The following is a 13,232-nucleotide window of genomic DNA, read 5'->3' on the forward strand; positions in this document are numbered from 1 at the left end:
CACCCCCCGCCCCCGGCCAACCCGTACCCCCCCCCCCCGGTGGGCCCGGGCCCCCGCACCCCCCACGCGCGGGCCCCCCCCCCCCCCCCGGTTGTTTCCGGTGAGGTCGGCGATCACCGCACTTAGAGGTTGTACTGGTCGTGCCGCTCGTAGAACGCGACCAACTCGTCAGGCGACAGGTTCTTCGCCTCCCGGACCTCCAGGAAGAACTCCTCACGGGCGATGCCGGGCGAGAACAGGATCAACATCCGCACCGGAGAGTCGCTGTCGTTGCGGAACGCGTGGGGCCGGTCCGGTGGGACGTAGAGGAAGTCGCCCTCACCCGCCGTCACCCACTCCTCGCCGTCGAGCAGCGTGATCTCGCCTTCGAGCACGTAGAACGACTCCGAGAAGGTCTTGTGGAAGTGCGGCCGGGCGCCGGGCCGGCGGGCCTCCATCCGCCACTCGAACAGCCCGAACTCGCCGTTCGTGACCGATCCGGGCGCTACGAAACGCGTGGTCGCGGTGGTGAAGCCCACCTCGGAAGCCGGTCGGAAGCTCATCGCGAACCCTCCCCCTAAAAAGTGAAACTGACTCAGGTCTCGTGCTTGACCAGCGGTAGATCTAGACTCGCCCGATGGCACATGACGCGGATGTCATCGTCGTCGGCGCGGGCCTCGCAGGTCTCGTCGCGACCGCAGAACTCGCGGACGCGGGTCGCAAGGTCATTCTCCTCGACCAGGAGCCGGAGGCGTCGCTCGGCGGCCAGGCCTGGTGGTCGTTCGGCGGGTTGTTCATGGTGGACACCCCCGAGCAGCGCAGGCTCCGGGTCAAGGACTCGCACGACCTGGCGTTGCAGGACTGGATGGGCACGGCGGCGTTCGACCGGGAGGAAGACCACTGGCCACGGCTGTGGGCACAGGCCTATGTGGACTTCGCCTCCGGTGAGAAGCGCTCCTGGCTGCACAACATGGGAATGCGCTGGTTCCCGTTCGTGCAGTGGGCCGAGCGCGGCGGCTACCTGGCGGACGGGCACGGCAACACGGTGCCGCGCTTCCACGTCACGTGGGGCACCGGGCCGGGCGTCGTCGAGCCGTTCGAGCGCCGGGTGCGGGAGGCCGTCGCGAAGGGACTCGTGACGCTCAAGTTCCGCCACAAGGTCACGAACGTCAACGTCACCAACGGTGTGTGCGACGGCGTGTCCGGCGACGTGCTGGAGGCCTCGCCGACCGGCAGGGCCGAGCCGAGCTCGCGGACGGTCGCGGGCGACTTCTCGTTCAGGGCGCAGGCCGTGATCGTCACGTCCGGTGGCATCGGCGGCAACCACGACCTGGTGCGCAGGAACTGGCCCGAGCGGATGGGCACGCCGCCGAAGTTCATGCTGGCCGGTGTGCCGGACTTCGTGGACGGCTCGATGATGGAGATCACGCAGAAGGCCGGCGGCGCGATCATCAACGCCGACCGCATGTGGCACTACCCCGAGGGCATCGCGAACTACGCCCCGGTGTGGTCGCGGCACGGCATCCGCATCCTGCCCGGCCCGTCGTCGCTGTGGCTCGACGCCGAGGGCAGGAGGCTGCCGATCCCGCTGTTCCCCGGGTTCGACTCGCTGGGGTCGTTGCAGCACATCACCTCGCACGGCCACGAGCACTCGTGGTTCGTGCTGAACAAGAAGATCATCGGCAAGGAGTTCGCGCTCTCGGGCTCCGAGCAGAACCCGGACCTCACGGGCAAGGACACGAGGGCCGTCCTCAAGCGCGCGCTGCCGGGTGCCGTGGCGCCCGTGGAGGCGTTCGCGCAGAGGTCCAAGGAGTTCATCCAGGCGGGCACCGTCGCGGACCTGGCCCGCGGCATGAACGCGCTGACCGGCGACTCGCGGATCGACGCGGCCGAGCTGGAGAAGACGATCGTCGAGCGCGACCGCCAGGTCACCGCCGGTCTCAGCAAGGACATGCAGGTCAACGCGATCCGCGCGGCGCGGCACTTCCTCACCGACAAGCTGATCCGCGTCGTCGAACCGCACCGGCTGCTCGACCCCAAGGCCGGTCCGCTGATCGCGGTCAGGCTCTCGGTGGTCACGCGCAAGACGCTGGGCGGCCTGCACACCGACCTGTCGTCGCGGGTGCTCGACTCGTCCGGCGAGGTGCTGCCGGGCCTGTACGCCGCCGGTGAGGCAGCCGGGTTCGGTGGCGGTGGCGTGCACGGCTACCGCGCGCTGGAGGGCACGTTCCTCGGCGGCTGCCTGTTCTCCGGCAGGGTGGCCGGGCGTGCGGCGGCGGAGGCCGTCAAGTAGGTCTCGCGTGGTGGACGCGGGTTGACGGTCCCCGGCCCTGCGGCTGTGCTGGAAGGCATGACGCAGATCGGTGTTCTGGTCGGCAACCCGCGGCCCGCCTCACGCACGCTGCAGGCGGCCCTGGCCCTGCGCGAGGCCCTCGCCGCGACCCTGGGCGTGCCCGTCGAGGGGCCCGTCGTCGAGGCGGCGGAACTGGCACCGGCCGTGTTCACGGAACCGGACACGATCAAGGCGGCGCTGACGGCGCTCGGGCAGGCCGAGGTGCTGGTCGTGGCGACGCCGACGTACAAGGCCGCGTACACCGGTCTGCTGAAGGCCGTGCTGGACCAGGCACCGCCGGGCTGGCTGAAGGGCAAGCTCGTCGTCCCGCTGCAGATCGCCGCGTCCGACAAGCACGCGCTCGCCGTCGAGGTGCACCTGCGGCCGGTGCTCGCCGAGCTGGGTGCGGTGGTGCCGCAGGCGTTGTTCCTCAACGAGGCCGCGCTTCCCGCCGACGTCACGGACTTCGACCTGGACGCGCTGAAGGTGCTGCGGTGAAGGACCGGCTGCGCGACGCGCTGAGGCACCACGCCCAGGCCGTGACGATCGTGACCGCCACCGGTCCGGAAGGTCCGGCCGGCACAACGGTTTCCTCGTTCACCTCCGTCTCGTTCGAACCGCCGCTCGTCGTCGTGTGGATCGGCGAGGGCGCGTCGGTGTGGCCGGTGCTGCGGACCGCGCCGCTGTTCGCCGTGCACCTGCTGGACGCCGCGCAGACCGGCCTCGCGGACCTGTTCGCGACGAAGGGCGTCGACCGGTTCGGCCCTGCGACGCGGTGGCAGGAGGACGCCGACGGCGTGCCGTGGCTGCTGGACGCGCCGGTGCGGCTGCGGTGCCGGACCGCGCGGCGGATCGCGGTCGGCGATCACGTGGCGCTGGTCGGCGAACCGCTGGACATCACCCACTCCGACCTCGCCGCGCCCCTGGTGCGGCACCAGGGGCGCTACACCTCAGTCGCCTAGCTGGCGCAGGATCTCCCTTGCCAGCACGTCGTTCTGCCGGAACGCCGGGGCGTTCGTGTTCGGCCGCGCGAACGCCGCGAACGCCTTGCCCGTCGTGTACGGCCCCACGGCGAACCGGACCGGGTCCTTGTCGCCGTTCTCGTTGATCAGGCGCCCCACCGGTGACACCCGCACCAGTCCGGCGGCGTCCTCGGAGACGGCGCCGGCCGCGCGCAGCGACCGCAGCACCGGATCCGCCGTGCGCGACAACGAGTGCGTGGGCAGGCGGGCCTCGATCAAACCGTTGGCGCGCACCACGTCCGGTGTCGTCGCACTGCCCGCCACGAAGGTGCCCTCCACCGCCTCCACCCACATGTCGGCGCCGAGGAACCGCACGATTCCCGCGCGCGACAACGCCAGCAGCTCCTCCAGCCGGTCCGGCGGCGGGCCCGAGGCCAGGTAGCTGAAGTAGCCGTGCCACCAGCCGTCGAACGGCATGAGCCCCGCCAGCTGGCCGTAGACCGACAGCAGTGCCAGGAACGCCCCCAAGTCGGCGCTGTACCGCGGATCGGAGCGCCGGGCCACGTCGGCCTCGACGTACGCGCGCAGGTGCTCCTGGAACTCCTCGGCGGACCCGAAGGTCACCCCGGCCAGCGGCCGGTCGAGGAGCTCGAAGTCGATGCGGTCGGCCGGGTCGGGGACGGCGAGCTCTTCCAGTGCCCGCATCTCGGCGCTGTACCAGGGGAAAGCGGTGAACGAGGCGGCGAACTCCACGAACGGCATCCGCACCAGGCCGGGGTGCCCGGTGAAGAGCTCGTGGTAGTGCCCCCAGGCGATCTCCTTGGCCATCAACGGCCACACGTCGTCCCGGAAGTCCAACTCGCGTCCCCGCAACGCATCCGCGACGAAGAAGTGCGGCAACGACGGACGGGTTCCCTGCAGCCGGTAGCCGGTCTTCGAGTGGTACGGCACGCCACGCCGCGAGCCCACGTACAGCGTCGGTTCCGCACCGGAGGGCACGTAGGAAAGCCGGCCGTCAGAACGCACGTACCGGCCGCCACGGCCCTCGGTCAGCAACACCATGAGATCGATGAACGCGAGCCCGAACCCGCGCAGCACCACGTCACCGGACACCGCCGACAGGTCCGAGTCGGCAGAGTACAGCGGCGGCACGTAGACCAGCCCGTGCTCCGAGGCGTGCTCGGCGAGCTTGCGGTGTTCTGGCTCGGGCTCGGCGTCGAGGTGTCCCAGGGCGAGCACGAGGACGTCCGCGGTCAGCGAGGAGCCGTTGTCGAGCCACACCCGGTTGCCGGTGACCTTCGTCGCCGATGCGCGATGCACGGTCACAGAGATGGTCGGAGGCAGAGATTCTCTTACGTGGCCGAAGAACCACTCCAGGTACCTGCTCTGCACCTGACGCGACGGGAACGCCGTCGGGTCGATGCCGGTCCACTCCGCCAGCGACGGACCGGGACGGACCGGGCCGAGACCGTCGAAGGAGTCGTCCGTGAACACGGTGACGTCCTCGGCCATGGAGTTCATGCGCAGCAACGGGGACTGCGCGTGCCGCCACACCCGGCCCGCACCCGGCGGGAACGGGTCGACGACGTGCACGGCCAGGGGCACCGTGGGCGCCTGGGCGGCGATGCGTTCCAGCAGGCCGGCGGCACGGGGGCCGCCACCGATCACGACGAGTGAGCGCATGCGCGTCTTTCCGTTGGAGGGCAACGAGAAACGAGCCACGCCCCTCAACGCGAACACCACCACGGTACCCCGCGCGTGCAAGCAAATCCCGCTCTGTGGACGTCGTTGCGACGAGCCGGATCCGGGTGTGCACTCGAAGAGCGCCTCCCTCAACGCGCCCTGCTCCCACTACCAGTTCTGGGGAATCGGTCATGCCAGTTGAGTTTCTCGGGATCGCCGCCACGAACGACGGGTCGGAAACGACGCCGCGGTCGTCCAGCGGCGCGTTCGACAAGGACTACACGCTCAGGCTCGCCAGGGCGCACGAGGAGCACGGCTGGGACCGCGTGCTCTTCGCGTACGGATCGGGCGCCCCGGAACCCTCCGCGGCGGCCGCCTACCTGGCCAGCAAGCTCGACAAGCTGCAGATCCTGCTGGCACACCGGCCGAACGTCAGCTACCCGACGTTCGCGGCCAAGACGTTCGCGACGCTCGACCAGATCAGCGACGGCCGGCTGACCGTGCACTTCATCACCGGCGGCACCGATCACGAACAGCAGCGCGAGGGCGACTACCTGACCAAGGACCAGCGCTACGGCCGCACCCGCGAGTACATCCAGATCGTCAAGAAGGCTTGGACCAGCCGGTCGGCGTTCGACCACGACGGCGAGCACTACCACTTCGCGGACTTCGTGAGCGACGTGTTCCCCGTCCAGCAGCCACGCCCGAACGTGTCGTTCGGCGGCTCCTCCCCCGCTGCCTACGCGGCGGGCGGAGCGGAGGCCGACATCTTCTGCCTGTGGGGTGAGCCGCTGGCCGAGACCGCGCAGCAGATCGAGTCGGTGAAGCAGGCCGCGAAGGACGCCGGCCGCGCGGACGTGCCGAGGATCCAGGTCGCGTTTCGGCCGATCATCGCGCCGACCGAGGAACTGGCCTGGGAGAAGGCCCACCGCACGGTCGACCGGATCGAGGCGCGGAAGGCGAACGGGCCGCTGAGCCGCCGGCACTCTTTGACCAGCCCGGAGAACACCGGCTCGCAACGACTTCTGGCGGTCGCGGACCGCGGCGAGCGGTTCGACCGTGCTCTGTGGACACCGACGGCGAAGGCGACGGGCGGCGCGGGCAACTCCAACGCGCTGGTCGGCACTCCGGAAACAGTCGCGCAGGCGTTGCTGGACTACTACGACCTCGGCGTCGACATCCTGTCCGCGCGCGGCTACGACCTGCTCGACGACGCGATCGACTTCGGCCGGTACGTGATCCCGATCGTGCGCGAGGAGGTCGCGAAGCGAGACCGGGTCAAGGCCGCATGACAACTCTCGAAGTGCGCCGCGTCCGGCAGTCGGATCCGGACGCGGCGCCATTGGTAGCTGAACTCACGTACGAATACACGTCTCGCTACGGACCGATGGGCGCACAGGAGATGCAACGACCGGCGGACGTGTTCGAGCCGCCGAACGGACAGTTCCTCCTTCTGATGGAAGCGGGAGTGGCCGTGGCGGGCGGCGCGTTCAAAAGGTTTGACGCCGAAACAGCCGAACTGAAGAGGATCTGGACGCATTCACAACACCGCCGGCGCGGATTGGCGCGGCGGGTGCTCGTGGAACTGGAGAACGAGGCCAGAACGTTTGGGTACACCAGGATCTACCTCACCACGGGACCGCGCCAGCCGGAGGCGAAAGGGCTGTACCTGGCGACTGGTTACACACCGTTGTTCGACGTGGAGACAGACCCTCTGACAATTGGTCCGCTGGCCTTCACCAAGGTGATTCGTTAGTTCAAACGAGTGAATTCATGGCCGAATCGTCGATTCTCGACCGGGATTCGGGGTTCCGTTGGACAGGTTCTGAGTGATCAGTAAGCTTGCCCGTTGGACCCACTCCTGGTGGTGGTACCGCGTCAACAGATCGAAGCAGATCACCCCCGGTCCTCCACGAACGGCCACCTGAGCTGAATGAACATGGTCGACAGCCGAGAGCCCGCCGTTCGCTGGGCGGCGGCGATCTCCAACACCCTCGTCGCGAACTTCACGCGCGCGAAGCTCGAGCAACTGCTCGGCGGCTACGTCGAGCAGTTGCTCGACGGTGGTGTGGGCGAGGCGCGGCAGGTCGGCCGGTCCATGGTCGAGCACGGCCTCATCGCCTCGGTGACGCTGGAGCTGTCGCTCACCTGCCTGAGTGAGCACACCCCGGTCACGCCGGCCCAGCTGGCCGCGCTCGCCGCCGGGTACGCGGAGGGGCTGCGCGACCGCACGCTGGCCCAGCAGGAGCTGAGCCGCACGGCCGCGATCAACACGATGCGCCGGGCCGAGGCCGCGGTCAGGGCGAGCGAGGCCAAGTTCCGCGCGGTCTTCGAGAGCTCGGCGTTCGGCATCGTCGTGAGCGGCCTCAAGGGCGAGATCATCGACGTCAACGAGGCGTTGCTCGTGATGCTCGACTACAAGCACGAGGACCTGCGCAAGATGAGCGGCCGCGACCTCGTGCACCCGGACGACAGGGCCGGGCTGCGGGAGCTGACGAAGCAGCTGATCGCGTCCGAGCACGACAACATCCGGGTCGAGAAGCGGATGGTCCGCAGCGACGGCGAGACGATCCAGACGCACATGGCGATCTCGGTCGTGCGCGAGGAGGACGGCACGCCGCCGTACCTCGTCACCATGATCGAGAACATGAGCGAGATGCGCGCGCTGCAGTCGCAACTCGTGCGGCAGAGCCTCAACGACGTGCAGACGGGCCTGCCGAACCGCGCGCAGTTCCTCGGCTGGCTGGAGGGCGTGTCCGGTTCGAAGGGCCCGGAGACGCTCGCGCTCGTGCAGGTCGACATCGACGGGTTCCGCGGCGTGAACGACGCGTTCGGGCACGAGGCGGGCAACCGGGTGCTGATGCACGTCGCGACGCACCTGCGGGCGGTGTTCTCCGAGGACGTCGCCAAGGTCGCGCGCATCGGCGAGGACGAGTTCGGCGTGCTGATCAGGGACCCGCAGGACGTGCGGAGCGTGGTCGCCCTGGTCGAGGACTTCACCGCACGCCTGGAGGAGCCGATCTGGATCGGCTCGCACGGCGTCGGCGTGACCACGAGCGTCGGCATCGTGGCGCGGGCGGCGCGCGGCGACTCGGCGGACCTGTTGCGCGCGGCGGACGTCACGGTCGGCTGGGCCAAGCGCGACGGCAAGGCGCAGTGGGCGCTGTACGACCGCGAACGGGACCGGCACGACAAGGAGAGGTACGCGCTCGCGGCCTCGATCCCCGGCGCCCTGGAAGAGGGCCGGTTCCGCGTCGACTACGTGCCCGTCCACTCGCTGGCCGACGGCTCGGTGCTCGCGCTGGAGGCCAAGATCGTCTGGGTCCACCCCGAACGCGGGGTGCTGTGCCCGGACACGTTCCTCGGCCAGTCGTCGGACAACGGCATGATCGTCCGCCTGGTGCACTGGGGGCTGGAGGCCGCGTGCCGGCACGCGGCCGACTGGCACCTGGCGCTGGGCTCGCGGATGCCCGTGCTCTCGATCGACCTGCCGCCGCGGCTGTGCCAGGAGCCCGAGCTCGTCGCCGAGGTCGCCCGCGTGCTGGACCGCACCGGCCTGCCCGCGTCGTTGCTGCGCTTCGAACTGCACGAGCACCTGCCGGCGTTGCTGAACGACGAACAGCTCGACGAGCTCACGATCCTCGCCGAGCGCGGCATCGGGCTGGTGCTGGACCAGCTGAACGGCGGCAACGTCGGTGTCGACCGGCTGCGCCAGTTGCCGTTGAGCGGCGTGAAGTTCACCGGCTCCGTCGTGCACGGTCTCGACGAGGGCGCGAACCGCGTGGAGGAGAGCGCTTCAGTGGCGCTGCTGCGGTGGGCGTCGTTGCTGAAGCTGCCGCTCTACGCCGAGGACGTGCGCACCGCCGCCGAGGCCGCGAGGCTGGGAACGCTGGGCGTGACGGGCGGGCAGGGCCCGCACTTCGGGCCGGCGCTGTCGGCCGCGGAGGTCTCCGCGCTCCTTCTCAGCTAGTTCTTATCAGGGTTTTCGAGGGTTTCGGCACAGCTGGCTCACATGATGGGGGTCCATCGTGGAGTCATGACCGAGCAGAGCTTCCCCGCGATGAGCGGGTCACTGGTGGAACCGCAGCCCGCCGTCGTCGCCCCGAAGTTCTGGCGCCGAACGGCCCCGATGCTCACGGCCGCGGCACTCGTCGCCGGCCTGTTCGGAGGTGTCACCGGAGCGGTGATCGCCTCGCCGGACTCCGCCCCCGCGACTTCTTCCGTCTCGGCGCAGACGATCGCGAACACGTCCACACCGGACTGGAGCGCCGTCGCGTCCGGCGTGCTGCCCTCGGTGGTCCAGGTGAACGTCGGCAACGGCCTCGGCTCCGGTGTGGTCCTCTCCGCGGACGGCAAGATCCTCACCAACAACCACGTCGTCGCCTCGTCCGGCGGCCAGGTCACGGTGAAGTTCAACGACGGCCGCGAACTACCGGCCACCGTCGTCAACACCGACCCGGCCTCGGACCTCGCCGTGCTGCAGGTCTCCGGAGCATCGGGCCTCACGCCGATCAAGTGGGCGGACTCCGGCTCGGTGAAGGTCGGTGACGCGGTGATGGCCATCGGCTCGCCGTCCGGGCTGCAGGGCACCGTGACGACCGGCATCGTGTCCGCCCTGGACCGCAAGGTGACCGTGCCGGGCGAGACCCGCCGCGCGTCTTCCGTGTCGTACCAGGCGATCCAGACCGACGCGTCGATCAACCCCGGCAACTCCGGCGGCGCGCTGGTGAACGCGGCCGGTGAGCTGATCGGGATCAACTCGGCGATCTACTCGCCGGCGTCGAGCAGCGGCGAAGCCGGGAGCGTGGGCATCGGGTTCGCGATCCCGTCCGACACGGCCAAGCAGATCGTCGACGAGCTGAGCTAACTGATCACGTCGAACGTGCACTTGGCCCCCGGAGCGGAGGCCAAGCGCACGTCGCACGTGATCAGGACGGCCCGGAGCTGCTCGGCCAGTGCGACGTATGCGGCGTCGTACGGGGTGATGTTGTCGCGCAACTCCCACATACGAGACAACAACGGCGCCAATGGCATCCGGCGCACCGGCAGACCAGCCAGGTGTTGCAACGCGGACGGAACCGCCGCGGCAAGTGCCGGATTGCCTCTGGACATCGTGCGCAATGCCGAGGCCACCTCCACATCGAGGTGAGCGGGGGCGAACAGACCGTGCCCAGCAGACATGCGAGCGACCGTTTGGTGACGCCGAGGATCGCTGGCCGAGTAGAACGCGGCCAATACGGAGGCGTCGACCACAGCAAGACTCATGAAGCGTCCCGTACCTCGCGCACAGCGGCCGTCGCATCCTCCAAAGTGACCCCGGTGCCGCTCGGCGGCTCGTAGGTCGCCAGGTAGTCGCTGATGTTCAGCACCTGGGCAGCTTCGGTAAGCCGCTCGACGACGAAAGCGTTCAAGGACTGGTGGTTCGCTGCGGCGCCGTCCGCGAGAGCCGCGTAGACCTCATCCGGCACATCTCTCAGGTTCATCCGCTTCATGGTGCCATTGTGGCACCAATCGCCCCGGTTGGGGGATACGACTGGCGCGGCGGAAGCGCCGCCCCAGCCGTCCCGGCGTCACATCCGCCGAACCTCCGCCTTCACATCTGCCGAAGACCACTCTTCAGGTTTGCCGAAGGTCAGGAAAGCCAGTCCGGGCGCAACGGCATGTGCGACGTCGTCCCGTCCAGCCTCACCCCGAGCACCTGGTGCAGCTGGATGTTGTTGCGCTCGAACCCGAGCCGCGAGGCCGCGAGGTACAGCCGCCACACCCGCGCCCGAGCCTCCCCGACCTCCTCGACCGCTTCTTCCCAGCGCGCGTCGAGGTTGCGGCTCCAGGCGGCGAGCGTGAGGGCGTAGTGCTCGCGGATGTTCTCCTCGTGCCGCACCTCGAACCCGGTGTCGTGCATCAGCGACACGAGGTGGCCGGGCCCGACCAGCTCGCCGTCCGGGAACACGTACCGGTCGATGAACGGCCCCGACAACGCCCGCTGCTTGTTGTCCGGCCGGGTGATGCAGTGGTTCAGCAGCCGGCCACCGGGCTTCAGCTTCCGGTACAGGGACGAGAAGTACGCCGGCAGCTTCGCCTTGCCGATGTGCTCGGTCAGGCCGATGGACGACACCGCGTCGAACCCGGTCTCCCGCACGTCGCGGTAGTCGAGGTGCCGCACCTCGGCCAGGTCCGACAACCCGGCCTCGACGATCGCCTTCTGCGCCCACTCCGCCTGGTTGCGCGACAACGTCACGCCGATCGCCCGCACCCCGTACTCGCGGGCCGCGTGCATGACCATGCCGCCCCAGCCGCAGCCGACGTCCAGCAGTCTCATGCCGGGCTTCAGCCCCAGTTTGCGCGCCACCAGGTCGTGCTTGGCGAACTGGGCCTCCTCCAGGGTGGATTCGAGCGTCGGGTACACCGCGCAGGTGTAGGCCATCGACGGGCCGAGGACCCACTCGTAGAACTGGTTCGAGACGTCGTAGTGGTGCGCGATGGCCTGCGAGTCGCGGGCCTTGGAGTGCCGCAGGCCGCGCAGGCGGGTCTCCTGCGGCGGTGGGGACACCTTGTGCGACAACCGGATCCGGCCGAGGAACCGCAGCAGCTCGACCCGTTGCAACCACGGGAGCTCTCGCAGCGAGAACTCCGACAGCCGGGAGAGACCGGCGTGCACGTCGCCGAGTATCTCCAGGTGACCCGTCACGTAGGCACGGGCCAGCCCCAGTTCACCGGGCGCGGAAGCCAGGTAGGACAAGGCTTCCGGTGTTCTGATGTCGATGGACACCGGTGCCGCCGACGGCCCGGCGGTACTGCCGTCGTAGGCCTGGAAGCGAACGTCGCTGCCACCTGTGATGCTCTGGAAAATGGAGGCCAACCGCATTCATCGTCCCCTGACACACTTGGCGTACAGATCAGGCAGGCGGTTCGTCTGGTCGTACCGGGCCTTCACGGACCGGTAGTGCGAACCGTTGTAGTGCCGCCAGAACTCGTCCTCGGTGTAGTAGGAGTCCGAGTACAGCGACTTGTGGCCGCCCAGCCGCGCCACCTCGCGCTCGATCAGCCGGTTGCGGTCACCCATCTTCTCCCCCGGTCGTACCGGGACCTCCGACCAGAACCCGACGTTGACGTACAACGTGTCCCTGTCCATCGGGTACAGCGGCCAGCCCGTGGTGTCGCGCAGGCGGACCGGGCACAGCCACACCGGCGAGATGCCGATCTCCCGGTCGAAGAAGTCGAGGAAGTCGGCCAGTCCGGCGACCGGGATCTCCACGTCCTGGATCACCGGCTCGACGTCCGTGCGCGGCCTCAGCTGCCGGTGCTTCGCGACGAGCTTGCGGTACACGTCCGAACGCAGGTACCGCTTCGGCCACAGGCGACGGACGACCGGGTTCTGCGCGCCGAACGCCCGCGAGCACCAGAACCAGTCGGTGTCCCAGCGCCACAGGTAGTCGTGGATCGTCAGGTGGTCCGTGCGGCGGTTCTGGATGGACCGGTAGTAGATCTGGTTGCCGGTGTAGTCCGACGTGTAGGGCGCGATGTCGGCGTAATGGCCCAACGTCAGGTACATCTCGCCGCGTGAGAACACGGTGCCGTCGACGAAGTCGGCTGAGCCGTCCTCGCAGACCTCCTCGATGACGGCGGCGCACTCCGCGAACGAACCGAACGGGACGTGCCGCAACCGGACGTACTGGCGCACCGGTTCCAGTTCGATCTCCAGCCGCAGCGCGTAGCCCAGCGTCCCGTAGGAGTTGGGGAACGCGCGGAACAGGTCGTCGTCCGGTTTGGCGACGACCACCTCGCCGTCGCCGGTGAGGATCTCCAGCTCCCGCACGGACTCGTGCGGCAGCCCGTTGCGGAAGGACGTGGACTCGATGCCGAGCCCGGCGACCGCTCCGCCGATGGTGATGGTTTTGAGCTGCGGCACCACCAACGGCATCAAGCCGTGGGGAAGTGTCGCGGCGACGAGGTTCTCGTAGGTGGTCATGCCCTGCACCTGTGCGGTGCGTCCGACCGGGTCCACGGACAGGACCTGGTCGAACCTGCCGACGTCGAGCCCGCCGGCCTGGTCGGCCCGGAACCGGAAGAGGTTCGACGTCTTCTTCGCGAGCCGCACTGGCGCACCTTCGCGCATCGCGGCGTACTGCGCGCTCAGCGCAGCCACGGCCGAGCTGTGCCCATGGTCACTCACCAGAACGACGTTATTCCTCGTCAGCGTCCTTGGCACGCCCAAAAGCCCGAATGGGCCAGCGATCTTCACCGGCACCCTGCCCAAAGTTACTTACGAGTAGTAA

Annotated in this window: 13 protein-coding genes; 7 read left to right on the forward strand and 6 right to left on the reverse strand. The window is 69.0% G+C overall.

From position 1 onward, the window contains the following. Positions 1-122 precede the first annotated feature (122 nt). A complete protein-coding gene (locus AB0M48_RS17840) occupies positions 123-542 on the reverse strand; it encodes a cupin domain-containing protein (RefSeq protein WP_363842757.1) in 420 nt (139 codons plus the stop codon). Between the two features lie 74 nt (positions 543-616). Here AB0M48_RS17840 and AB0M48_RS17845 point away from each other — a divergent pair, with 74 nt between their 5' ends. Genes AB0M48_RS17845 through AB0M48_RS17855 form a run of 3 tightly spaced genes read left to right on the forward strand, consistent with a single transcriptional unit; the run spans position 617 to position 3,273 of the window. Then, complete coding sequence (locus tag AB0M48_RS17845) at positions 617-2,272, forward strand: FAD-binding dehydrogenase (protein WP_363842761.1); 1,656 nt, start codon at positions 617-619, stop codon at positions 2,270-2,272. A gap of 57 nt (positions 2,273-2,329) precedes the next feature. Then, complete coding sequence (locus AB0M48_RS17850) at positions 2,330-2,809, forward strand: NAD(P)H-dependent oxidoreductase (RefSeq protein WP_363842764.1); 480 nt, start codon at positions 2,330-2,332, stop codon at positions 2,807-2,809. Further along, a complete protein-coding gene (locus AB0M48_RS17855; RefSeq protein WP_363842767.1) occupies positions 2,806-3,273 on the forward strand; it encodes a flavin reductase family protein in 468 nt (155 codons plus the stop codon). Before AB0M48_RS17850 ends, AB0M48_RS17855 begins: the two co-directional genes overlap by 4 nt. Here AB0M48_RS17855 and AB0M48_RS17860 read toward each other — a convergent pair. Further along, positions 3,262-4,956, reverse strand: coding sequence for an FAD/NAD(P)-binding protein (locus tag AB0M48_RS17860; RefSeq protein ID WP_363842770.1), 1,695 nt, complete (start codon positions 4,954-4,956; stop codon positions 3,262-3,264). The two genes, AB0M48_RS17855 and AB0M48_RS17860, sit on opposite strands and share 12 nt — an antisense overlap. 191 nt (positions 4,957-5,147) lie before the next feature. Here AB0M48_RS17860 and AB0M48_RS17865 point away from each other — a divergent pair, with 191 nt between their 5' ends. The 4 genes from AB0M48_RS17865 (at position 5,148) to AB0M48_RS17880 (ending at position 9,823) form a co-directional block, all read left to right on the forward strand. Next, on the forward strand, positions 5,148-6,248 hold the full coding sequence (locus AB0M48_RS17865) for an LLM class flavin-dependent oxidoreductase (RefSeq protein WP_363842773.1): 1,101 nt from the start codon (positions 5,148-5,150) through the stop codon (positions 6,246-6,248). After that, entirely contained in the window at positions 6,245-6,712 is a 468-nt protein-coding gene (locus tag AB0M48_RS17870; protein ID WP_363842776.1) for a GNAT family N-acetyltransferase, read from the forward strand. The genes AB0M48_RS17865 and AB0M48_RS17870 overlap by 4 nt, the downstream gene beginning before the upstream one ends. A gap of 183 nt (positions 6,713-6,895) precedes the next feature. Further along, positions 6,896-8,926: an EAL domain-containing protein gene (locus AB0M48_RS17875; RefSeq protein ID WP_363842779.1), complete on the forward strand. Its 2,031-nt coding sequence runs from the start codon at positions 6,896-6,898 to the stop codon at positions 8,924-8,926. 66 nt (positions 8,927-8,992) lie between these two features. Then, positions 8,993-9,823, forward strand: a complete 831-nt coding sequence (locus tag AB0M48_RS17880; protein WP_363842782.1) for a trypsin-like peptidase domain-containing protein — start codon at positions 8,993-8,995, stop codon at positions 9,821-9,823. On the opposite strand, the gene AB0M48_RS17885 is transcribed toward AB0M48_RS17880, so the two are convergent. From AB0M48_RS17885 to AB0M48_RS17900, 4 genes are all read right to left on the reverse strand, one after another. Next, positions 9,820-10,221, reverse strand: a complete 402-nt coding sequence (locus tag AB0M48_RS17885) for a type II toxin-antitoxin system VapC family toxin (protein ID WP_363842785.1) — start codon at positions 10,219-10,221, stop codon at positions 9,820-9,822. The genes AB0M48_RS17880 and AB0M48_RS17885 overlap by 4 nt on opposite strands. Beyond that, complete coding sequence (locus tag AB0M48_RS17890; protein WP_363842788.1) at positions 10,218-10,448, reverse strand: hypothetical protein; 231 nt, start codon at positions 10,446-10,448, stop codon at positions 10,218-10,220. Before AB0M48_RS17890 ends, AB0M48_RS17885 begins: the two co-directional genes overlap by 4 nt. 140 nt (positions 10,449-10,588) lie before the next feature. After that, complete coding sequence (locus AB0M48_RS17895; RefSeq protein ID WP_363842791.1) at positions 10,589-11,821, reverse strand: cyclopropane-fatty-acyl-phospholipid synthase family protein; 1,233 nt, start codon at positions 11,819-11,821, stop codon at positions 10,589-10,591. Beyond that, on the reverse strand, positions 11,822-13,072 hold the full coding sequence (locus AB0M48_RS17900; protein WP_363843961.1) for an FAD-binding oxidoreductase: 1,251 nt from the start codon (positions 13,070-13,072) through the stop codon (positions 11,822-11,824). Positions 13,073-13,232: the final 160 nt, after the last annotated feature.

This window comes from Lentzea sp. NPDC051208 (genome assembly GCF_040682435.1).
GTDB classification, from domain to species: Bacteria; Actinomycetota; Actinomycetes; order Mycobacteriales; family Pseudonocardiaceae; genus Lentzea; species Lentzea kristufekii.

Bases quoted from the DNA above. Each gene is read 5' to 3' on its own strand.
- AB0M48_RS17860 (WP_363842770.1), bottom strand. From the start codon at position 4,956: ATGCGCTCACTCGTCGTGATCGGTGGCGGCCCCCGTGCCGCCGGCCTG.
- AB0M48_RS17900 (WP_363843961.1), bottom strand. From the start codon at position 13,072: ATGCGCGAAGGTGCGCCAGTGCGGCTCGCGAAGAAGACGTCGAACCTC.
- AB0M48_RS17840 (WP_363842757.1), bottom strand. From the start codon at position 542: ATGAGCTTCCGACCGGCTTCCGAGGTGGGCTTCACCACCGCGACCACG.
- AB0M48_RS17895 (WP_363842791.1), bottom strand. From the start codon at position 11,821: ATGCGGTTGGCCTCCATTTTCCAGAGCATCACAGGTGGCAGCGACGTT.
- AB0M48_RS17845 (WP_363842761.1), top strand. From the start codon at position 617: ATGGCACATGACGCGGATGTCATCGTCGTCGGCGCGGGCCTCGCAGGT.
- AB0M48_RS17870 (WP_363842776.1), top strand. From the start codon at position 6,245: ATGACAACTCTCGAAGTGCGCCGCGTCCGGCAGTCGGATCCGGACGCG.
- AB0M48_RS17875 (WP_363842779.1), top strand. From the start codon at position 6,896: ATGGTCGACAGCCGAGAGCCCGCCGTTCGCTGGGCGGCGGCGATCTCC.
- AB0M48_RS17880 (WP_363842782.1), top strand. From the start codon at position 8,993: ATGACCGAGCAGAGCTTCCCCGCGATGAGCGGGTCACTGGTGGAACCG.
- AB0M48_RS17885 (WP_363842785.1), bottom strand. From the start codon at position 10,221: ATGAGTCTTGCTGTGGTCGACGCCTCCGTATTGGCCGCGTTCTACTCG.
- AB0M48_RS17850 (WP_363842764.1), top strand. From the start codon at position 2,330: ATGACGCAGATCGGTGTTCTGGTCGGCAACCCGCGGCCCGCCTCACGC.
- AB0M48_RS17865 (WP_363842773.1), top strand. From the start codon at position 5,148: ATGCCAGTTGAGTTTCTCGGGATCGCCGCCACGAACGACGGGTCGGAA.
- AB0M48_RS17890 (WP_363842788.1), bottom strand. From the start codon at position 10,448: ATGAAGCGGATGAACCTGAGAGATGTGCCGGATGAGGTCTACGCGGCT.